The sequence below is a fragment of the Billgrantia kenyensis genome, from assembly GCF_013697085.1.
GTDB classification, from domain to species: Bacteria; Pseudomonadota; Gammaproteobacteria; order Pseudomonadales; family Halomonadaceae; genus Halomonas; species Halomonas kenyensis.
This window is the reverse complement of sequence record NZ_JACEFT010000033.1, coordinates 18,762-38,782: the sequence shown is the minus strand read 5'-3', so window position 1 is coordinate 38,782 and position 20,021 is coordinate 18,762. Positions and strand designations below refer to the sequence as shown.

Genomic DNA, 20,021 nt, shown 5'->3' with positions numbered 1-20,021 from the left:
AGGTGGCGATAGCAATGAGGCATGGCAACACGATACCTGATGGGTCAGGTGTTGCACTTGGTCATTGAGACCGCCATCTTTCTTTTGTGATAAGTGGTCGTTATAATGAGGTCTCTCTAAATGCATAGTTGCTAATAAATAATGAGTACCATGAATTAGGTGAGGTTCTCGCCTAGTTTTTAAAAAACTAATATAATTCCATGCTATTTGTAGTGGGTGTGCGTCAAGATGAGTTATTATTGGCTTCAGAGAAGTGGTCAGGGCCAGGCCGGCGGCCTTGTTGAGGCATGGAGATTAAGCTGAGCCATTCTTTAGAGCTCATGTGTTTTTTTATTGTGGTACTGAATAGCTTTAAGGTCATAGGCAACCGGTAGCTGTTTATAGTAAATATATTTAATTTAAGATTCACAGCAGGCGGTCCGGAATGATCTTTAGCCTCGTTTAGTGCTCAATTGACTTTCTGCTCAAGTATTCCAGACTGAAAATATCTCAACAATATCTTATTCGCCCTTGTTCTAAAGCGAGCCCGGTAGAGGGAGAACTCGCGATCAGTAACTATTCAATCCCTTCTTTCCCAATGTTTTACCATGCTAACGGAGGAGTGGAGCGCTCGACGCTTGAGATATGGTCGAGCGCTTCAAGGCGCTATCCTCATGCTGGCAGCGGAACACCAGCCATTTCCCTATGCAATTGCTCGACTAGCCGGTCGATGCGCTCCAGGGCGCTTCTGGTCGAGGCCGCCAGTGCCTCGCCGCCCTCTTCCTGATGCTCGATGGCGATACTGTGAAAGCCGCCGATGCCGATGAACTGCAGGGCGGTGCGCACGCTTGGCTCCAGGTGGTTGAGAGCCGCCAGGGGGCGCCCCGGGTCGAAGTCATGGGCGCCGCGGGAGGAGAGCAGCACCGCTTGGCGGGGCCGGTCGGCCAGCAACGGCACGTAGCCCTCAAGCGGCAGGTGAGGGTGGGCTCCATACTGTGGGTCGAAGTCGACGGTGCGGCCCAGGCGGACGATATTGTCGATCCATGCCTTGAACGCGGCCGGCGGACCGAAGTTGTACATCGGTACGCCGAGCACCAGGATATCGGCTTGCTCGACCTCATTGGTCAGTGTGTCGCTCTCGGCAAGCACTGCCTGCATGGATTCGCTGCGATTTTCGGCGGGCGTGAAGGCGGCCTCGATCCACTCGACGCTGGTCAATGGAGGCGGGTTGGCGCCGATGTCCCGATAGACGACCTCGGTATCCGGCACCAGAGAGTGCCAGCGGGAAACGAAGTGGTGAGTCAGCCGACGGGTGTGCGAGCCGTGGTCGTGGGTGCCGGCGCGGCCGGGGCGTGGGCTGGCATCGAGGTGAAGTAAACGCGTCATGGGTTTTCTCCGTCACTGGGTGTAGGATCTTTTGAATGAGTTGTTCTCAGCCTTGCTTGTGGCTCGTTTCATATAAGCCTCAAGTCAGGCGGGGCGACAAGCGACGATTCTTTTTCGATATTGGAAAATAAAACTCATCCATGATGCCGCGACGACTCCCCTCGCTCTCCGCCCTGCGCGCCTTCGAAGCGGCGGCGCGCCACCTCAGCGCCAAGCGCGCTGCCGAGGAGCTTTCGGTCACGCCGACGGCGATCAGCCATCAGATCCGCCAGCTTGAGGAGAGCCTGGGGGTGGCCCTGTTCGTGCGACGGCCGCGGCAACTGGTGCTGACGTCTCAGGGCCAGGCGCTGCTTACCGTGCTGAGCGACTCCTTCGATGCCATCGCCGAGACGGTGACCAAGCTGCGCCGTCCGCCGGCGCGGCAGGCGGTAACGCTTTCCACCACGCCGGCCGTGGCCGCGCGCTGGCTGTTGCCCTGGGTCTGCCTGCTGCGCGATGCCCACCCGCAGATCGACCTGAGCATTCAGGTTTCACACCAAGTGGTTGCCTTGGATGGCGTCGCCGCCGACATGGCGATCCGCTATGGCGAGGGCCCCTGGCCCGGGCTGGTTGCGGAGAAGTTGTTCGACAATGTCTTCGTCCCCGTTTGCAGCCCCGTGCTGGAGCTGCATGAACCGGCCGAACTGGTGCGCCACACGCTGCTGCACTTCTCTTCGCCCGCACCGTTGGACTGGGCGGCCTGGCAGCGCCAGGTCCAGGTGCCGGAGCTCGATGTCAGTGCTGGGCTGGTGTTTTCCGACGAGACCCATAGCATTGCTGCGGCCCTGGATGGCCAGGGCGTAGCCCTGATGAGCCAGTATTTGATCGAGGAGGAGCTGCATCAGGGGCGCCTGGTGCAGCCATTCGGTCCTGAGATAAAGGCCGCCCCCTTTCAGCTCGTCTACCCGCCTGAGCGACTTGAGGAGCCGGCCATCGCCGCCGTGCGCGAGTGGATCATCGGGTTGCTGGATCCCCAAGCCAGAGAGAGCGGCTGCCGTGAGATAGTCGAGCGCTCGTCATGACGTCAGCCGTGCCAGCTTGTTGGGATTGCGCACGATGAAGATGTCGGTGGCCTGCCCTGAGCGGTCGTAGCCGAAGGTCACCGTCGCGACGACACTTCCTTCTCGATGCATCACGAAGCCGGGGCCACCGTTGATATCGGCCTCGCGCCATTGGTAGTCGGACCAGTAGCCGCGCAGCCGGCTCACCAGGAAATCCAGCACTTCCTCTATGCCATGCAATGGCTCGAGCAGAGTGGGCACCTTGCCGCCGCCATCGGCGCTGAGGCGCACCTCGGCTGAGAGCAGGTTGGCTAGCCGTACCGTGGCGCCTTCGGCAACGGCGAGTCTGAAGGCCTCGAGCAGTGCCTGCTGACGTTCGGGCGGCGGGGCGTGTCGCTCTTCGGCCCCCTGTAAATTTGCCCGTGCCCGTGACACCAGCTTGCGGCAGGCCGGCTCCTTGAGTTCGAGCATGGCGGCGATCTCGACATAGGGCGTGTCGAAGATCTCGTGCAGCAAGTAGGCGGCGCGCTCCTTGGGCGAGAGGCGTTCCAGCAGCAGCAGGAAGGCGGTGGAGAGCGAGTCGGCCAGCTGCAGGCTGCGTTCCGCATCGGATATGACAGCAGTCGGGATGGGCTCGGGCAGCCAGGCGCCGACGTAGTCGACCCTGGCCCGGTGGGCGTTGCCCAGCAGATCGAGGCAGCGTCGCGTGCAGGCCGTGGTCAGCCAGGCGTGGGCCGAATCGATTGCCTCACGATCCGCCGCCTGCCATTTGAGGAAGGTGTCCTGCACCGCGTCCTCGGCGTCGGCGCGCGAGCCGAGGATGCGATAGGCCAGCCCCAGTAGCATGGGACGGGCCTCTTCGAAGCGCAGAAAATCGGCAGATGGCATCAGGCTGTCTCGGCTGTCGTCGCTGAGCTGTCCTTGGCCCAGGCCACCGTGGCGGCATGGATCACGGGCGGATGGGCAAGCAGGGGCGACACCGCAGCGATATAGGCATCGTAGGCCGGCCCCTGCATGAAGGCCTGGGGATCTGTGCCGGCGGTATAGCGCTGGAAGACGCGAATGGTGTCGGGATCGCTGTCATCGTAGCAGTAGAAATAGGCGTCGTGGACCTGGCGCGCCTCGATGCTGGGAGCGAGGTGGGTCTCCCAGGCGCGCCGTACTTCGTCGCGCTTGCCGGGCAGCGCCTTGTGGGTAATGAAAAGGGTGTTCTGGCTCATGTGTCGCTCCTGTGTCGTGGGTGATGATGGCCCTTAGGCCGTCACGGTAATGACGATTCAGGAGGCGATGGTGTGACATGAGCCGCTGCATGTTTGCAATGTGAGAGCAGCCGCCCGGTGGCCAAGGCCCGCGGACGGCTGAGAAAGGAAGCCGTGCTGCGCTAAGCGGCGGCCTGCTCCTCCTTGTCGTAGTTGATCATCCAGGCCACGCCGAACTTGTCCACCAGCATGCCGAAGCGGTGAGCCCAGAAGGTTTCTTCGAGCGGCATCTGCACGGTGCCGTTGTCGGCCAGCGCATTGAAGAGCTTTTCGGCCTGCTCAACGGAGTCGACTCCCACTGCGATGCTGGCGCCCTTGATGCCTTCATAGGGGGCTGGGCAGAAAGGGGCATTGTCCGATGCCATCAGCAGTTGATCGCCGATGCGCAGGCGGGCGTGCATGATCAGGTCGCGGGCTGACTCAGGTATCTCCATGCCTTCGCTGGCGGGCATCTCGCCATAGGTGGATACGGCCTCGAGCTTGGCATCGAAGCAGCGCTGGTAGAACTCGAAGGCTTCGCGGCAGTTGCCGTCGAAGATCAGGTAAGTGGAAAGGTGCATGGTGAATCTCCAGGGGTTGTTGTTGGTACCGCTTCCCTACATCGGTTCAACATAGTCGCTTTCGACAGACACGCTCATTTTCTATTGGTCAGTTTGGACGGCCAGACGCTTGAGGCGGACGGCCTGCTGGGCGAGGGCGTCGCAAAGCTCGGGTGGATCGAGGATCTCGAAGTCGTAGGGCTGATGGGCGAGCTGGCGAGCGAACCAGGTCAGGCTGTCGGTACGGGCATACAGCAGCACGGCGCTGCCGTCGGGAGTGAACACGCCGATATGGCGACCCAGCTCTTCGACGGCATGGGCGAGATCGGTGTGCAGGCGCACGCTGACGGCGACGGCGCGGGGCAGGCTGGCGATGCTGCGGGCAAGATGTGCGGCCGGATCGAAGTCGGCCGGCCTGTCGAAGCTGGCCTCGAGCGGTGTGGCCTCAATGATGCGGTCGAGACGGAAGCTGCGCAGATCGCGGCGCAAGTGGCACCAGCCGCTGACGTACCAGCGCCCGCTGCGGAAGACCAGGCCATAGGGGTTGAGCACGCGCTGGGTGTGCTGCTCCCGGTCGTCGCGGTAGTCGAGCCGCACGCGCTGGCGGGCCTGGGTGGCGGTGGCTAACAATAGCAGCAGGCGCTCGTCGCCAGGCGCTCTGGCCGCGGGCAATTCCAGCCGGGCGCTCTCGTTCAGCGCCTGTGCCTGTTGCTTCAACCTGGCGGGCATGACCCGCTCCAGCTTGGCCCGCGCGGTTTGCAGCGCCGGGGCCGTTTCGGCAATGCCCAGCCCCTGAGCGGCGAGCAGCCCTAGCGAGACGGCCAGTGCCTCTTCGCTGTTGAACATCAGCGGCGGCAGCTTGAAGCCCGGCATCAGGCGGTAACCGCCGTGCCGTCCGCGCTCGGTGGTGACGGGAATCCCGAGCTCTTCCAGCGTCTGGATATAGCGCCGCAGCGTACGGCGGTCGATGCCCAGCCGCTCGGCCAGCTCCCGGCCGCTCATGTATCGATGGGCCTGCAGCAGTTCGAGCAGTGTCAGCACGCGAACGGTGGGATTGGCCACGCTGAAAGTTCCTGTTTCCAATAGGACATGATTCGCCCTATTTAGCCATTACCTTGCTGACAAGGCCAAGCGCAGAGGGCGCTGGCTTTCTCATCAACAAGGAGCAAGGCAATGGAACCCGTTCTCTTCTATGGCGTACCGCAAGGTTGTTCGTTCGGCTCTATCGTGGCGCTCGAGTGGCTGGGCAAGCCCTATCGCCTGTGCCGCATCGAGATGCTGGAGCAGCCCTGGGATGCGCTTTATGCCAAGATCAATCCTCTTTTCAAGACACCGGCGCTGCTACTCGAAGACGGTGAGCCTCTTACCGAGAGCCAGGCGATTCTGCAGCATCTGGCGGCCCGTGACCCCGAAGCTCGGCTGGGCTTCGCGCAGGGCAGTCGGGAGTTCGATCGCCTCAACCAGATGCTGGCCTACCTCAACACGGATTTCTTCGCCGCCTTCGGCCCACTCTGGACGCTCTACGATACGCAAGGAATGAGCGGTGTGGAGCAGGCGCTGCTGCGCCGGCTGGGGCACGAGTCGGTGGCAGAGAGCTGTGCTTATCTGAATGAACTGCTGGCCGAGCGGGAATGGCTGCTGGGCGATGCGCGCAGCGTGGCGGATGCCTACTTCGTCGGTATCGCCCGCTGGGCCGAGTATCACCGTCTGTTCGACGTGAAGCAGGAGTATCCCAACTTGGCTCGGCTCCTGGCGAAGCTCAGGGACGATCCTGCCGTGCGGTTTGCCGAGGCCATCGAGCGCGGCGAGCAGCCGGCGGGGCTGGGCCACTTCAAGGGGCACGTGAGCCTGCGTGAACTGGAGTCGCGATTGGCTGCCTAGGTGGGCGTGGGTGAAGAGATCGAGCTGCCTCGCCAAGAATATGGACCCGCCCCGGTAAGTAAGGGCTTACCGGGGCGATGTCTTTATCCGGAAGCAGACGAAGCATCATGACGCTCGCGGCTGTCGGTGGGAGCCTGCTGGCGTTCGTGCATGCCGTAGTCGCGCATCACCGTGGCCACGCGCAGACGATAGTCGTCGAAGACCACATTGCGGCCCTGAGCCTGGGCTGCACGGTGGCGCTCGAGCTGGCGCCACTGAGCGACGGCCTGTTCGTCGCGCCAAAAGGAGAGCGAGAGGATCTTGCCCGGCTGGGTGAGGCTCTCGAAGCGTTCGATGGAGATGAATCCGTCGATTTCGTCAAGCAGCGGCCTCAGGCTGGCGGCGACATCGAAGTAGGTCTCGTGGCGCTCGGGATTGGGAATGGCTTCGAAGATTACGGCGATCATTGGGAATCTCCTGTTCCTGCGGTTGAGCAACTGACTGCTCTGCGAAAGATGTCCAAGGGGTGAAGTCAGATTGTGTCCCGTTGGCCTATGCTTGTCAGACAGAAACAGTTAGGTGGAGAGCTAACGATGGTTGAGCCGGACCTGTCACGCCTAGCTCGCACCATTGGCGACCCGACCCGCATGGGTATGCTCGCCTTGCTGATGGAAGGGCGGGCCTTGACCGCCAAGGAGCTGGCTTACGGCTGCGGCGTGCAGCCGGGCACGGCGACTGAGCATCTCAAGCGACTGCAGCGCGATGGGCTGATCGAGTCGACGGCTCAAGGGCGACACAAGTACTACCGGCTGGCATCGGCCGAGGTGGCGCATGTCGTCGAGGCGCTGATGGTGGTGGCCAAGCCGATGAAGGTGAGGCGACCGGCCGGTGCCATGGGGGCTGCGCGATTCTGTTACGACCACCTGGCGGGGGAGTTGGGCACACGGTTGACGGCCGTGCTGCTCGAGAGGGAGTTCTTGGTAGTAGACGGCGACGCCATGGACGTGACGGAGCGAGGCAAGGTCTGGTTTGCCGACTTCGGCATCGATGTTGCGACTCTGCGCAAGCGCCGTCGGCGTTTTGCCTACCCCTGCCTCGACTGGAGCGAGCGGCGCGATCACCTCGGCGGGGCGCTGGGCGCCGCCGTGGCCGAGCGCATGCTGGAGCTCGGCTGGATCGACCGGCAGAAGCACTCGCGGGTGGTGAGCATCAGCGAGCTGGGGCATCAGGCCCTGGCGAATGAGTTCGGCTTCGTGATCGACTCGCTGGCGAGCGATCAAGCGGTCGAAATCTCGTCGTAGCCGCGATTCAGGAACTGCACGAAGCAGAAGCCGTGACCGAAGGGGTCGACCATCAACGCCAGCTTGCCCCAGCGATCGGTGATGATGGGCTTTTCCTGGGTGGCACCGGCGGCGATGGCGCGTTCCAGATCGTCCACGTCCAGGTTGACGAGAAAATCCATGCTGCCTCCTGCCAACGGGCCAGGCCGACTCGGCAGAGTGCGAAGAGATAGGCCTTGCCCGGTAAGTAAGTGCTTGCCGGGGCGATGGTCATTTTCAGATAAGGTAGCAGCTGTCCGGACTCTGGCGTCGTGATCTAGGCGCCTGCAGAGCTCAGCCAATGGCTACAAATCTTAATGCTTGCCAATGAAGTCCAGGGCCAACTGGACCCACGGGTCGGGATGGGTCAGGTGAGGGGCGTGACCGGCTCCCGGAACGGTGACGAGACGAGCATCGGGAATGAGCCGAGCAAGTTGCGCCATGGTGGGAGCGTACCAAGGTAGTCCATGGGTGCCTGTCGTCAGGCAGACCGGCACCTGAAGGTTGGAAAAGCGTTCCGGCACGATATCGAGGCGCGTCGGGTCACGCGCTTGATCCAGCCATGTCGGGGCATGGGTGATGAAGCTGGCACGCATTTCGGCAGTCAGCACGCCATCCCAGAAGCCCGGGCCGAAGCCAATGTGATCGGCAAAATAGCGCGCCCCCTCTGCGTCACGCTCGTTCTCGAGTAGCGCCATGGCCTGGTCGATATGTTGTTGAATGATCGGCAGCAAACCCCTGTGCTCCTTGTCCTGCTTGAGAAGGCCGAATATCGGCGGTTCGTGGACCAGTACCGAGGCGACACGTTCAGGACACTGATCGGCAGCCAACAGGGCGATGGTAGCGCCATAGGAGTGACCGATAAGGTGCACGATGCCGGTGTCAGTGCTCATGGCCTCGATCAACTGACATAGATCGTCCACGTCTTCGCTGTAGCGCCCCTGGCCTGGCAAGCACTCGCTTTCCCCATGGCCGCGACGGTCATAGCGAATGACCCGCAGCTCTTGAGCTAACCCGGGAGCCACCCGATCCCAGGCGGCATGGGTGTCCCATGAGCCGTGTACCAGTATGACAGGCTGCCCCTGGCCTGACGCCGTCCAGGCGATATCGAGTTGATTGATGAGTATCCGGTTCATGAGCATTTCCTCTCGCCTCTTACGTGGAGACTACCACTCCAATCTTCATATGAGAACGATTATCTTTTCATTCTCTATGCATAGAGGAGTGGCTCCTATGGATAGAGCCGATGCTCGGGTAAACCCTTGCTCCCTGCTTACCGTCAAAAAAATGAGCGACTCGGTGATGCTATGCTGCGTTTGTCAGCGAATGATCAGTTCACTTTGAAAGCAAGAGACGGAGTGTGCCAGGCGGGGATTGGGCTCATCCTGAACTCTCGGAGAACGCCGAAGCCACAGCGGGGCCCGCCATGATCGACACAACCAGCGACTCACTTGCCGCCTTCGATTCCGATGAGGCGAAATGGGCGGCAGTATCGAATCGTGATGCCAGCGCCGATGACGCCTTCGTCTACGCGGTACGCACCACGGGCATCTATTGTCGCCCGACCTGCCCGTCGCGTCGGCCACGTCGCGAGAATGCGGAGTTCCATGCCGACGCGGCGGCGGCAGAGCAGGCCGGCTATCGGCCGTGCCGGCGCTGTCATCCTCAGGAAGGCTCGCTGGCGCAGCGTAACGCCGAGCGCATTGCCCGCGCCTGCCGGCTCATCGAAGCCGCCGAGGACCTGCCTTCTCTCGATGAGCTGGCGCAAGCCGCGGGGCTGAGCCGCTTTCATTTCCACCGGGTGTTCAAGTCGGTCACCGGGCTCACGCCCAAGGCCTACGCCGTCGCCTGCCGTGCGGACCGGGTGCGCCAGACCATGACGCAGCGTGAGACGGTCACCGAGGCGATGTACGAGGCGGGGTTCAACTCCAGCGGACGCTTCTATGCCGGCGCCGATCGCATGCTCGGCATGACACCGAAGCGTTACCGGGCAGGCGGCCAAGGCGCCGAGATCCGCTTCGCGCTGGCCGAGTGCAGCCTGGGCGCGCTGCTGGTAGCGGCAAGCGACAAGGGCATCTGCGCCATCTCCTTGGGAGACGACCCTGAAGCTCTGCTGCGCGAGCTGGAAGACCGCTTTCCTACGGCCCGCCTGATACCCGGCGATACCGCCTTCGATGAATGGGTGGCCACGGTGGCCGGCTTCGTCGAGGCGCCCGAGGGTGCGCTGTCCCTGCCGCTGGACGTTCGTGGCACTGCCTTTCAGCGGCGTGTCTGGCATGCGTTGACCGAGATCCCCATCGGGACGACGCTAAGCTATGCCGAGTTGGCGGCTCGCATCGGTTCGCCCAAGGCGGTGCGCGCCGTGGCGCGGGCCTGTGCGACCAACACCTTGGCGTTGGCGGTGCCCTGCCACCGGGTGGTGCGTAGCGATGGTGCGCTTTCCGGATACCGCTGGGGGGTGGAGAGAAAGCGCACGCTGCTCGAGCGTGAGGCGGCACTGGCGGATGCCGCCGTGCCGGAGAAGATACGGGAATGAAGTAAATTCAGCGCGGAGCTTCGTCCATGGGCGGCTCTTCCAGCGCTTCGGTAATGCCCGCTTGAGGCGTGCGTTCCAGATAGGTGGAGAGCACCACGTAGCTGCGTGTGGCCTTGATGCCCGGCATGGCGTAGAGCCGAGCGAGCAGGCCCTCCAGCGCCCGGCTGCTGGCGCAGCGCACCTTGAGCAGGGTGCAGGTGTCGCCGGCCACCGAGTGGATCTCTTCCAGTTCGGGCAGTTCGGACAGTGCCCTGAAGGTGCGGCTCTTGCTGCCCCCGGTGGTATCGACATGCACGAAGGCCAGGAAAGGTTTGCCGGTGGCGGGGCCGTCCAGCACCGCCACCGTACCGCAAATGCGCCCCGTGGCGCGCAGCCGCTTCACTCGTTCGTGCACGGCCGGTGCCGACAGCCCCACGCGGCTGCCAAGTTCGGCATAGCTGAGCCCGGCGTCCACCGCCAGCTCGCCTAATATCGTTCGGTCGAAGGTGTCCAGAGGGCGGGCTTCCAGCCCCTTGTTCCGAATGATTTCTGTTTTTTCAGAATTCGGCATTTTCTAGATTGCTCCGAATGTGATTCCTTTCTTCAATGGTAATCTCGAACCCCATATGGAGCGAGTCGTGATCTCTCGTCGCGTTCTCCTGTTGACCGCTGCCATTGCCGTGATCGGTGCCAATTCGCTGGCGCTGAGCCCTATCGCCGCCACGGTGGCGGTATCGTTTGCGGGCCGCAGCGCCGCCGATGTGGTGACGGCCGCGGCGCTCTATGGCCTGGCCACGGCGTTTAGTGCACTGATGCTGGCTTCGCTGAGCGATCGCCTCGGCGCCGAGCGTGCCTTGATGCGCGCGCTGCTGGTGCTGTCGGCTGCCCTGGGCGCCGCTGCGCTTTCGCCGACGCTGTGGATGCTGATCGTCGCCCAGGCGCTGGCCGGCCTGGCGGCGGGCGTGGCGCTGCCGGCGATCTATACCCTCACCGCTCAGGTGGCCGAGAAGGGGCGCGAGAGCCAGACGCTGAGCTTCGTGCTGACGGGATGGACGCTGAGTCTGGTGGTCGGGGTCGGCCTGGCGGCACTGTTGGCCGATCTGCTGCACTGGCGTGCCGTCTTCTCCCTCTTGGCGCTGGCTGCCGTGGGGCTGGCGCTGGAGATCTCGCGTTGCCACGATTGGGGCGTGAGAACGGTCGGTGAGGCGCCGAGTTCAACCCTCAAGGCCCTGCGAATTCCCGGCATTCATTCGGTGCTGCTGAACGTGGCGGCCTACATGACGGCGTTCTACGGCTTGTACACCTATCTCGGCCCACACCTGGGCGAGGTGCTGCAGCTTCCCACGTCCTTCGCCGGGCTGGCGATTGCCGTCTATGGCCTGGGCTTCGGCGCCGCCGCACCGCTGGGTCGGTTGGTCGATCGCTACGGTGCGACCGCCACCTGTGTCACCTTTGCCGGCTTGATGCTGGTCTACTTGGGATTAATGGCGGCTGCCGCTCTTCCACTGGTGCTGCTGGGGCTCTGCCTTGCCTGGGGCGTGGCCAATCATCTCGGCTTGAACCTGCTCATGCGCCAGCTCGCCGAAATCGACCCGGCGCAGCGGGGTGCCATCATGGGGCTGTATAGCGCCATCACCTATCTGTGCGTATTCGTCGGCGCGCTGCTCTATCGGCCGATCTTCACCCACTTCGGCTTTGCCGCCTGCGCCTGGGCCTCGGCGATGTTGGTGCTGCCGGCCCTGGGCTGGGCGCTGGGCCAGTGGCGCAAAAAGCAGGCTGAGCTACGCTGCCATTCGGAAGCATGACGAGTCGGTAAAGGAGGTATATCAGCATGATCGCCTACACCATGGTCGGAACCCGGGACCTGGAGAAAGCGCTGACGTTCTATGATCCGCTTTTCGCTGAAATGGGCTGGGACGTTTGCTGGAAAGACGAAGCCTGCGTCTCCTACGGCAAAGAGACTGATCTCGACTTTCCCAGGTTCATTGTTGGCTATCCCTTCGATGGTCAGGAAGCCGGTGTGGGGAACGGCACCATGACGGCCTTCCAGTTCGCAAGACCGGAGCAGGTCGACACGCTATACCGAGTCGCCATCGATCACGGCGGCAGCGATGAAGGTGCCCCGGGCTATCGGCCTCAGTATGCCGAAGGTTTTTATGCGGCTTATGTACGCGATTGCGATGGTAATAAGTTGGCCTTCGTCATCTATCCGAGAGAGTGAATAAGCCAGCCGGCCTATCAAGACTTGATGGTAGACAAGCGCTTGGTCGATACGCTTCGTATTGGAGTCGTCTGCCTCCGGTTATTTCAACCAGCAGACGATGAGCGAAGCCAGGCAGCTGGCGGCTGTCGCCATGTCGGTGTGGCCGCGGATCATCTCTTTCGATATCGCTTCGCCTGCGCCGATGATGCCGATGCAGCGCATTCGCAGCGTCCCTTCGTCAAGGTTGCAGTAAGGGCGTAGTGCCTCCTGGTAGAGATCTACATAATGATCTAGCAGTTCTTGCTGCACCGCTTCCATCTCTTCGGCCCCCTTCAGAGCCGCCGATAGGGCATGCCATTCCGGCCCGACGTCCGTATAGCACTCCATATAGGCTTGTCCCACGACCTGGGCAATGCTCTCCAGATGGCGTGGCGCCTTGTCGAGTGCAGCAAGAAAAGCCACCTCCTTGGCATGATCGAGCTGTCGGTACATGACGATGAGCAGGCCGGCTCGTGTGCCGAAGTGCTCATAGGCAATGGGTTTGCTGACGCCGGCGCATTCGGCCAGGTACCCCAGGGTGAGAGCATCGGTGCCTTCTTTCTGCACGATGTCGAAGGCTGTCTCCAGCAGTTGCTTGCGGCGCTCGGCCTTCGTCAGTCTTCTTGCCGATTTGGTCATGTCTAGCTTCCCGCATCTCTTGAGTATCCCGCTTCCATGACGTCGCACTCCGTCCTTGACGAGGATAACCTACCATGCGTAACCTACAAAAGGTAAGTTACTAACCGTAGGTTTTGAGAGGACACTGTCATGTTTCGACGAATTGAGCATCCGGTACTGCTCATTGGTGGCTCCGGTGTGGTGGGGGAGAAAGCCGCCAGAACACTGCGGCGCTTGTATCCAGAATTGCCGCTTGCCATTGGTGGGCGCGACATGGCCAAGGCGACTGCCATCGCCCAGGCGCTGGGAAAGGCCGAGGCGACAAGAGTCGAGCTTGGAAAGGCAGGGCTGGGGTTGGAAAGCCAGAGCTTCAGTGCCGTGGTCACGTTCCTGAAGGACGATACCCTGAGCTCCTTGCGCTATGCCCAGCAGCAGGGAGTGGCGCACCTGGGAATCTCGACAGCGGCGTTCGAGATAGCCCCGGAGGTTGCGCTGCACATCAATGCTCCCAAGCGCTCGGCCATTCTCATGATGAGTAACTGGCTGGCCGGGAGTGCGACGCTTCCGCTGCTGCATCTGGTACGAGACTTTGCCACGGTTCGGTCCATCCGAATTGCCGCGGTACTCGATGAGCAGGACATGGGCGGGCCGGCGGCTCATGCCGATTACGACCGCCAGACCGGCGCCGTCACGAGTGCGCTGATGCGCGAGTCGGGTAAGTGGTTATGGGTGCAAGGGGAGAGCGCAAGACGTACTTTCACCATGCTGGATGGAACGCCCGTGACAGGAACCGCCTTTGGCAATCTGGACCTGCTCAGCATGATGGGAGCCACCGACGTAGAGTCGATCCGTTTCGACTTTGCTCTGGGTGAGACGTCCAGCCGTCGCAGGGGCGAGCCATTTTCCACCGAGATCCTGCTCGAAGTCAGTGGACAGGAGCGGAACGGCAGCCCCCGCCGTGTTCGGCAGGGTATCGTGCACCCCGCGGGTCAGGCGCCGCTGACGGCACTGGGCGTGGCGCTCGGCGTGGAGCGGCTGCTCGGCCTTGACGGGGCAGCACCGGTAGCACCGGGGCTCTACCTGCCCAACAGTCTTCTCGATCCGGCTTATTTCGTGCAGCGCATGCAGGAGTTCGGAGCCCGCTTCCACGATCTCGAGCCGGAGGTTGGGCCATGAATGCTTCGACCCTTGACCCCGTGCTGCTGATCGGTGGCGCCGGTCGTGTCGGATCACGAGCCGCCCGTTCGCTGCGCAGCATGCACCCTGAGCTGCCGATCGCCATCGCCGGGCGTGACCTCGGCAAGGCCCGCCAACTGGCCTCGGAGATCGGGCATGTCTCAGCCGTTGCCGTCGATCTGGATCGGGACGACCTTGGGCTGGATGGGAGCGCCGCGTTCAGTGCCGTGGTCGTACTGTTGAAAGACGACTCGCTGAACGCGCTGCAATTCGCACAAGCGCATGGCGTGCCGTACGTAGCGATATCCGACTATGCCTTCGACATCGGCCCGGAGGTGGCACTGGCGATTGCACGGCCGACGGCGGCTCCCGTGCTGCTGCTCGGCCATTTTCTGGGCGGCATCGCCGTGCTGGCGACCTTGCATGCCGTTCGCGACTTTCAGCGAGTGAATAGCATCGAGATGGCCGCCATTTTCTCACCGGCAGACATGGGTGGGCCGACGGCCCAGGCGGATATGTCGCGTGTCGCGGGTATTGCACCTCATCCGCTGATGCTCGTAGACGGCCATTGGGTCTGGGCTGCAGGAGCGGAAGCCCAGCGAACCTTCATGGATATAGACGGCGTGACTCGCCAAGGGCAGGCTTATCCGTTGCTGGATGTGGTCAGCTTGGCAGCAGTAACCGATGCCATGTCGGTACGTATCGATGCGGCCATGCGCGAGGATGAGGATTCGCCTCCCGGTCATCGCCTGATCATCGATGTCGCAGGGGTGGGGAGGTATGGCGAGTCGCAGCGTACCCGCTGGGTCATCGAGGATAGCGACTTTCACCAGGGCATGAGCGGCATGGGTTTGGCTTTGGCTATCGAGCGCCTGCTGGGTCTGGATGGAAGCAAGCCGGTCGCCCCTGGACTCTATCATCCCGAGACTCTCTTGCAGCCGGAAGATGCAATAGAACGATTGAGGACCGCTGGCGTGTCGATTCGCGCCTGTCCGGTGCCCGGTCAGTCGGCGGTGAAGTAAACCACCATCCGGAGATGCCGGTGTTCGTCCACCAGCAGCGTGGTGTGCTGATACTCTCTCTGGTTCGAGTCGGCATCGATGAGCGTGCCGATGCCGTAGCGATAGGCTTCGTGGTTGGGTTGCTCCCACCAGCGCCGAAAGTCCGGCGACAGTTTGGCGAGCGCTTCGATCAGCTCCTGCATGGCGGGGTCTTCGGGAGCAGCGGCCAGGTCGCAGCGAAACTGGGCCAGCAGGCGGGAGGCGTCCTGGCGCCAGCCGGGAAGGCGTCTGCGCAGCGCCGGGTCGGCGAACAGCAGGCGCATCATGTTGCGCTCGCCGGGCTCCCTGTCCCTGAAGCCGAGCAGGGCATCGGCGGCGGCGTTCCAGGCGATGATGTCCCAGCGCAGGTTCATCACATAGGCCGGCCTTGGCATGTCGTTCATCATCCTCTGCACCAGGGGCGGGATTTCCTGCCACTGGTAGGCTTCCACCGGCGGCGGGCGACGATGGGCCAGCAGGAACAAGTGGCAGCATTCGGCGTCGTCGAGCTTGAGGGCCTTGGAGACTTTCAGCACGAAGCTCTCCGAGACGTTGATATCGCGCCCCTGCTCGAACCAGGTGTACCAAGTCAGTCCCACCCCGGCGAGGGTGGCCACTTCCTCGCGCCGCAGCCCGGGCGTGCGCCGACGCCCGGTGGAAGGCAGGCCGACGTCGGCCGGCGTCAGCTTGCTGCGATGATGGATCAGGAACTCGGTGAGTTCGCTGCGGGTTCTGTCGAGGCTGCGTCCGGCCATGGCAGTGCTCCAGGAAGTTACCTATAGTAGTTACCCATAGTAATAGGATAACTGGCTATATTGTAACCCTATCAGTATGAGCCAAGACTACCATGCCAACCCTACGGAAAGGAGGCATGGCATGGTTTCCCTCGATGAAGCGTCCGGCTCGCGCAGCGCTCGTCAGCGAGCAGGTATCAAGCAGTGGGCCGGTCTGGCGGTATTGGCGCTGCCCACCGTACTGCTCGGTCTCGACGTCACCATTCTCTACCTGGCCCTGCCCGCCCTGGCGGCGGATCTGCAGCCGAGCAGTACTCAGGCATTGTGGATCATGGATGCCTACGGCTTCATGATCGCCGGCTTTCTGATCACCATGGGCACGCTGGGCGATCGCATCGGTCGTCGTCGGCTGCTGATGATCGGTGCCGTGGCCTTCGGCATCACGTCGGTGATCGCCGCCTATTCCACCAGTGCTGCCATGCTGATCGCCGCCCGCGCAGTGCTGGGCGTGGCCGGCGCGACGCTGATGCCCTCCACCCTGGCACTGATCAGCAACATGTTCGGCGACGTGCGCCAGCGCGCCCTGGCCATCGGCGTGTGGGCCACCATGTTCGCCCTGGGCATGGCGCTGGGGCCGGTAGTCGGTGGGGTGTTGCTGGAGCGCTTCTGGTGGGGAGCGGCCTTTCTGGTGGCGGTGCCGGTGGTGATCGTGCTGCTGGTCGCGGCCCCGCTGTTGCTGCCGGAGTACCGTGCGAAACGCAGTGGTCGGCTGGATCTCGCCAGCGTGGCGCTTTCGCTGGCGGCCGTACTCCCGGCAGTCTATGGGGTCAAGGAGCTCGCCAAGCTGGGGCTCGAGCCCGTTCCTCTGTTGGCACTGGCGCTGGGTGGGTTGATGGCGCTGGTCTTCGTGCGCCGCCAGCAGCATCTGGAAGACCCGCTGCTCGACATGCGGCTGTTCGGCAGCCGTACGTTCAGTGCCGCGCTGATCGTACTGCTGGTGGGGCTGGTCGGCGTGTCCGGTGTGATGCTGCTGGTGACCCAGTACCTGCAACTGGTGGCGGGGCTCACACCGCTGGCGGCGGGGCTGTGGATGGGGCCACCGGCGCTCGCGATGGTGCTGGCGGGCATCATGGCGCCGCTGATTGCCCGGCGTATTCGTCCCGGTTACGTGGTGGGCGCTGCCCTGGCGCTCTCTACGCTGGGCTACTGGCTGCTGGCCGCCGTCGAAGTGAACGCCAGCGGGGTGGGCATGGCAATTGCCGGGTTCTCGCTGGTCTATCTCGGCTTGGGCACCATTGCTGCCCTGGGAACCGATCTGGTGGTGGGTGCCGCACCGGCGGAGAAGGCCGGTTCGGCCTCGGCCATGTCGGAGATGGTGCAGGAGCTGGGTGTTGCGCTGGGTGTGGCCCTGCTCGGCAGCCTGGCCACTTTCGTCTATCGCGCTCAGGTCAGCGCGACGATGGCCGATGTCGAAGTCGCCGGGACGGCGGGCATTGTAGAGGAGAGCCTGTGGGCCACCGTTGCGGCCGGCGATAGCCTGCCTGCCGGCGTACTGCTGGAAGCCCAGCAGGCCTTCACCGCGGGACTGAACGTGACCGCCACGGTGGGCGGCATCGCCATCCTGGCGCTGGCCGTAGTCTCCATCGTCAGCCTGCGCCATGTCGGGGCGATAGGGGGCGAGCCCCAGGAGTCTTCTGGAGAGAAGGGCGAGCCTTGTTCGCTCTAGCCAGCTATAGCGTCACAACCCGCGATGGCGTCAGTCAACGACTCTCAGCCGCCGCGCAGCGGCCCGAGGAACGAAAAACCCCTGGCACCCAATGTGCCAGGGGCTGTGATGTCGATGTGTTGGCGCTCAGTCGTGCTGCGAGCGATTCCGATAAGGGGCGCGCTCATCCTCTTCGATGCGTACTTCCTTGCGGACGGGGTGCCTCTGCTTCTCGCTCATGGCGTAGGCCAGGGCCATTAGCGCCACTGCGGCCACGCTCACGGCCAGTATTCCGATGAAACCCATGTGCATGTCCTCCTGCGGGTAGATGGGGCGCCCCTCGGGACGTCACTGTCCCCAAGAGAGGTTTACCTACACGATCCAAGGTGGCAGCTTTCTTGCTGGCCGACAAATGATTTGACTCAATGGCCGCAATTAAGTTTTACCCACCACTGGAAAGTGACTGCGCCGGGAGCTTGTCCGGCGGGTGCGAAGCCTCAGTCGACTGCTATCTGAGCGCGCAGCCAGGCGATCTCCTCGGCCCAGATCTCGGGCTCGATGGTCTCCAGCACCATGGGGATATCGTCGATGCGCGGGTCGCGCATGATGGTGGTGAAGGCGTCGAGGCCGATGTTGCCCTGGCCCAGGCTGTGGTGGCGGTCGACCCGGCTGGCGTATTCGCTCTTTGCATCGTTGAGGTGCATGCCGCGCAGGTACTCGAAGCCCACCACCTTGCCGAACTCGTCGAGGGTGGCGGTGCAGGCCTCGGGGGTACGCAGGTCGTAGCCGGCGGCGAAGGCGTGGCAGGTGTCGATGCACACGCCGACCCGTGACTTGTCGTCGACCTGCTCGATGATCTCGGCCAGGTGCTCGAAGCGCCAGCCCAGGTTGGTGCCCTGGCCGGCGGTGTTCTCGATCACCGCGACGACATTGCGGGTCTCGGCCAGGGCGTGGTTGATCGACTCGGCGATGCGGGTCAGGCACTCGCTCTCGCTGATCTTTTTCAGGTGGCTGCCGGGGTGGAAGTTGAGCAGGGTGAGGCCGAGCTGCTCGCAGCGCTGCATCTCGTCGAGAAAGGCGGCGCGTGACTTCTCCAGCCCTGCCTTGTCCGGGTGGCCGAGGTTGATCAGGTAACTGTCGTGGGGGAGGATCTGGCCGGGGCCGAAGCCGTGCTTCTTGCAGGCGCTGCGAAAGGCCTCGATGGTGGCGTCGTCCAAGGGCTTGGCCCGCCACTGGCGCTGGTTCTTGGTGAACAGGGCAAAGGCATCTGCACCGATCTCGACGGCGCGCAGTACGGCCTGGTCAGGGCCGCCAGCGGCGCTGACGTGGGCACCCAGGTATTTCATTTGGCCTCTCCATGGTGGGCAAGGCCTCTACGATAGCATGCTCGATATCTCGCCTGCCCCGTGGCCCTGCTAGTCTCTGGGAGAGAGGCAAGTCGAGGAGAGTCGCCATGCTGCACCTGCTGATGGTCGCCATGAGCGATAGCGCAGGACAAGATCCGATCGCTGCGGCACTGGCGCGCATCGACGCCTTGTCTGGCTATCGATTGACACTGCGCAGCCAGGGCAGCGGTGGCGAGGAGGTGATCCGCTACAGCTACCAGCGTCCCGGTAATGTGCGCATGGACCTGGAAGCACCCTATCGGGGAGCGGTGTTGATCTACCGTCCCGATACCGGATACGTGAAGCTGTGGCCCTTCGGCTCGCCGGGCAAGCGCCGGGGTATTTCTCTACGCCCCACCAACCGCATGGTACGTAGCTCACGCGGGCACCGTGTGGATCAGTCGGATATTGGCACCCTGTTGCGCAATGTCCAGCAGCTGCAGCGGCATGGCGTTACGCGCGAGCTGGGGGCGTCCGAACTGGATGGCAAGGCAGTGCAGCATATCGTGGTCGAGGCCGAACCCGGTCGCTCGATACACGAAGTGGCACGCTACGACCTCTGGCTCGACGACGAAACGCTTTTCCCATCCAGAGTGATCAGCTACGGCCGAAGGGGCGAGCGCCTCGAGAGCGTTCGCCTCGAGGGTGTGTCCCTGGAGCCGAGCTTCGCTCCGGATGACTTTGATCCCTAGGCCCGTCTCATGGCGAACTTCGACTTCGACACCACCTGGCACATCGACGCGCCGATCAATATTGTCTTCGATACCTTGACCGACTCGCTGCACTGGCCTGACTGGTGGCCTGGGCTCATCGATGTGCAGCCACTTGCGACCGGCGATGACCGAGGCATCGGTCGGACGCAGCGCTTCACCTGGAAGAGCCGCCTGGGCTACTCGCTACGCTTCACGATTTGTATCGTGCGGGTGCATGAGCCTAGCCTGATCGTAGGCGCGGCGAGCGGCGATGTGGCCGGTCTGGGCAGCTGGAAGTTGCAACAGGCAGGGCAAGGCACCCGGGTCGGCTATTGTTGGCAGGTGCGCACGGCACGGCCATGGCTGAGCCTTTTCTCGCACGTGGCACGGCCATTGGTTGTCTGGAATCATCAGGCCATGATGAGTGACGGGCGCCTGGGGCTCGTGCGCTATCTCGATGAACTCGGCCTGATGTCGGCAGGCGATATCCCGAGGTTGGAACCATAATACGTTGGAGGAGGCATTGGGCAGA

General features: G+C 62.9%; 24 protein-coding genes. 11 read left to right on the top strand and 13 right to left on the bottom strand.

The annotated features are described in order from the left end of the window. Nucleotides 1-651: 651 nt before the first annotated feature. Entirely contained in the window at nt 652-1,365 is a 714-nt protein-coding gene (locus H1D44_RS18130; protein WP_181516622.1) for an FMN-dependent NADH-azoreductase, read from the bottom strand. 140 nt (nt 1,366-1,505) lie between these two features. Here H1D44_RS18130 and gcvA point away from each other — a divergent pair, with 140 nt between their 5' ends. Next, the gene (gene gcvA, locus H1D44_RS18125) at nt 1,506-2,426 is read left to right on the top strand and encodes a transcriptional regulator GcvA (RefSeq protein ID WP_181516620.1); all 921 of its coding nucleotides are present in this window, start codon (nt 1,506-1,508) and stop codon (nt 2,424-2,426) included. On the opposite strand, the gene sigJ is transcribed toward gcvA, so the two are convergent. From sigJ to H1D44_RS18105, 4 genes are all read right to left on the bottom strand, one after another. Continuing rightward, complete coding sequence (sigJ, locus tag H1D44_RS18120) at nt 2,421-3,293, bottom strand: RNA polymerase sigma factor SigJ (RefSeq protein ID WP_181516618.1); 873 nt, start codon at nt 3,291-3,293, stop codon at nt 2,421-2,423. The two genes, gcvA and sigJ, sit on opposite strands and share 6 nt — an antisense overlap. Next, entirely contained in the window at nt 3,293-3,625 is a 333-nt protein-coding gene (locus H1D44_RS18115; RefSeq protein WP_181516616.1) for a putative quinol monooxygenase, read from the bottom strand. The genes sigJ and H1D44_RS18115 overlap by 1 nt, the downstream gene beginning before the upstream one ends. Nucleotides 3,626-3,786: 161 nt before the next feature. After that, on the bottom strand, nt 3,787-4,224 hold the full coding sequence (locus H1D44_RS18110) for a VOC family protein (protein WP_181516614.1): 438 nt from the start codon (nt 4,222-4,224) through the stop codon (nt 3,787-3,789). An 81-nt stretch (nt 4,225-4,305) separates the two neighbouring features. Continuing rightward, complete coding sequence (locus H1D44_RS18105) at nt 4,306-5,265, bottom strand: WYL domain-containing protein (protein ID WP_181516612.1); 960 nt, start codon at nt 5,263-5,265, stop codon at nt 4,306-4,308. A gap of 111 nt (nt 5,266-5,376) precedes the next feature. Here H1D44_RS18105 and H1D44_RS18100 point away from each other — a divergent pair, with 111 nt between their 5' ends. Continuing rightward, nucleotides 5,377-6,084, top strand: a complete 708-nt coding sequence (locus H1D44_RS18100; protein ID WP_181516610.1) for a glutathione S-transferase family protein — start codon at nt 5,377-5,379, stop codon at nt 6,082-6,084. A gap of 83 nt (nt 6,085-6,167) precedes the next feature. Here H1D44_RS18100 and H1D44_RS18095 read toward each other — a convergent pair whose 3' ends face one another. After that, on the bottom strand, nt 6,168-6,530 hold the full coding sequence (locus H1D44_RS18095; RefSeq protein ID WP_181516608.1) for an antibiotic biosynthesis monooxygenase family protein: 363 nt from the start codon (nt 6,528-6,530) through the stop codon (nt 6,168-6,170). Nucleotides 6,531-6,656: 126 nt separating this feature from the next. Between H1D44_RS18095 and H1D44_RS18090 the strand changes: the two genes are divergently transcribed. After that, nucleotides 6,657-7,364 carry an ArsR/SmtB family transcription factor gene (locus H1D44_RS18090; protein ID WP_181516606.1) on the top strand — a complete coding sequence of 236 codons (708 nt, stop codon included), beginning with the start codon at nt 6,657-6,659 and terminating at the stop codon, nt 7,362-7,364. Here the strand turns inward: H1D44_RS18090 and H1D44_RS21280 are convergent. Together H1D44_RS21280 and H1D44_RS18080 are read right to left on the bottom strand one after the other, a co-directional pair. Continuing rightward, nucleotides 7,340-7,684 carry a VOC family protein gene (locus H1D44_RS21280; protein WP_338073554.1) on the bottom strand — a complete coding sequence of 115 codons (345 nt, stop codon included), beginning with the start codon at nt 7,682-7,684 and terminating at the stop codon, nt 7,340-7,342. The two genes, H1D44_RS18090 and H1D44_RS21280, sit on opposite strands and share 25 nt — an antisense overlap. Nucleotides 7,685-7,696: 12 nt before the next feature. Next, nucleotides 7,697-8,518, bottom strand: coding sequence for an alpha/beta fold hydrolase (locus tag H1D44_RS18080; protein WP_181516604.1), 822 nt, complete (start codon nt 8,516-8,518; stop codon nt 7,697-7,699). 290 nt (nt 8,519-8,808) lie between these two features. Here H1D44_RS18080 and ada point away from each other — a divergent pair, with 290 nt between their 5' ends. Further along, nucleotides 8,809-9,918, top strand: coding sequence for a bifunctional DNA-binding transcriptional regulator/O6-methylguanine-DNA methyltransferase Ada (ada, locus tag H1D44_RS18075; RefSeq protein WP_181516602.1), 1,110 nt, complete (start codon nt 8,809-8,811; stop codon nt 9,916-9,918). A gap of 7 nt (nt 9,919-9,925) precedes the next feature. On the opposite strand, the gene H1D44_RS18070 is transcribed toward ada, so the two are convergent. Beyond that, nucleotides 9,926-10,468: an Lrp/AsnC family transcriptional regulator gene (locus H1D44_RS18070; RefSeq protein ID WP_181516600.1), complete on the bottom strand. Its 543-nt coding sequence runs from the start codon at nt 10,466-10,468 to the stop codon at nt 9,926-9,928. A 67-nt stretch (nt 10,469-10,535) separates the two neighbouring features. Between H1D44_RS18070 and H1D44_RS18065 the strand changes: the two genes are divergently transcribed. After that, complete coding sequence (locus H1D44_RS18065; protein ID WP_238984574.1) at nt 10,536-11,702, top strand: MFS transporter; 1,167 nt, start codon at nt 10,536-10,538, stop codon at nt 11,700-11,702. Between the two features lie 26 nt (nt 11,703-11,728). After that, complete coding sequence (locus H1D44_RS18060) at nt 11,729-12,118, top strand: VOC family protein (protein ID WP_181516596.1); 390 nt, start codon at nt 11,729-11,731, stop codon at nt 12,116-12,118. Nucleotides 12,119-12,199: 81 nt separating this feature from the next. On the opposite strand, the gene H1D44_RS18055 is transcribed toward H1D44_RS18060, so the two are convergent. Beyond that, nucleotides 12,200-12,778: a TetR/AcrR family transcriptional regulator gene (locus H1D44_RS18055; RefSeq protein WP_181516594.1), complete on the bottom strand. Its 579-nt coding sequence runs from the start codon at nt 12,776-12,778 to the stop codon at nt 12,200-12,202. Nucleotides 12,779-12,907: 129 nt separating this feature from the next. On the opposite strand from H1D44_RS18055, the gene H1D44_RS18050 reads away from it, so the two are divergent. Then, entirely contained in the window at nt 12,908-13,933 is a 1,026-nt protein-coding gene (locus H1D44_RS18050) for an NAD(P)-dependent oxidoreductase (RefSeq protein ID WP_181516592.1), read from the top strand. Then, nucleotides 13,930-14,955, top strand: coding sequence for a Rossmann-fold NAD(P)-binding domain-containing protein (locus H1D44_RS18045; RefSeq protein WP_181516590.1), 1,026 nt, complete (start codon nt 13,930-13,932; stop codon nt 14,953-14,955). The genes H1D44_RS18050 and H1D44_RS18045 overlap by 4 nt, the downstream gene beginning before the upstream one ends. Here the strand turns inward: H1D44_RS18045 and H1D44_RS18040 are convergent. Beyond that, nucleotides 14,937-15,728 carry a helix-turn-helix transcriptional regulator gene (locus H1D44_RS18040; protein ID WP_181516588.1) on the bottom strand — a complete coding sequence of 264 codons (792 nt, stop codon included), beginning with the start codon at nt 15,726-15,728 and terminating at the stop codon, nt 14,937-14,939. The genes H1D44_RS18045 and H1D44_RS18040 overlap by 19 nt on opposite strands. A gap of 121 nt (nt 15,729-15,849) precedes the next feature. Here H1D44_RS18040 and H1D44_RS18035 point away from each other — a divergent pair, with 121 nt between their 5' ends. Then, nucleotides 15,850-17,433: an MFS transporter gene (locus H1D44_RS18035; protein ID WP_181516586.1), complete on the top strand. Its 1,584-nt coding sequence runs from the start codon at nt 15,850-15,852 to the stop codon at nt 17,431-17,433. A gap of 126 nt (nt 17,434-17,559) precedes the next feature. Here the strand turns inward: H1D44_RS18035 and H1D44_RS18030 are convergent, their stop codons facing one another. Both H1D44_RS18030 and nfo read right to left on the bottom strand, forming a co-directional pair. After that, nucleotides 17,560-17,718 carry a hypothetical protein gene (locus H1D44_RS18030; protein ID WP_181516584.1) on the bottom strand — a complete coding sequence of 53 codons (159 nt, stop codon included), beginning with the start codon at nt 17,716-17,718 and terminating at the stop codon, nt 17,560-17,562. Nucleotides 17,719-17,909: 191 nt separating this feature from the next. Continuing rightward, on the bottom strand, nt 17,910-18,758 hold the full coding sequence (gene nfo / locus H1D44_RS18025) for a deoxyribonuclease IV (protein ID WP_181516582.1): 849 nt from the start codon (nt 18,756-18,758) through the stop codon (nt 17,910-17,912). A gap of 107 nt (nt 18,759-18,865) precedes the next feature. Here nfo and H1D44_RS18020 point away from each other — a divergent pair, with 107 nt between their 5' ends. Continuing rightward, entirely contained in the window at nt 18,866-19,489 is a 624-nt protein-coding gene (locus H1D44_RS18020; protein ID WP_181516580.1) for a LolA-like protein, read from the top strand. A 9-nt stretch (nt 19,490-19,498) separates the two neighbouring features. After that, the gene (locus H1D44_RS18015; protein WP_181516578.1) at nt 19,499-19,996 is read left to right on the top strand and encodes an SRPBCC family protein; all 498 of its coding nucleotides are present in this window, start codon (nt 19,499-19,501) and stop codon (nt 19,994-19,996) included. Nucleotides 19,997-20,021 lie beyond the last annotated feature (25 nt).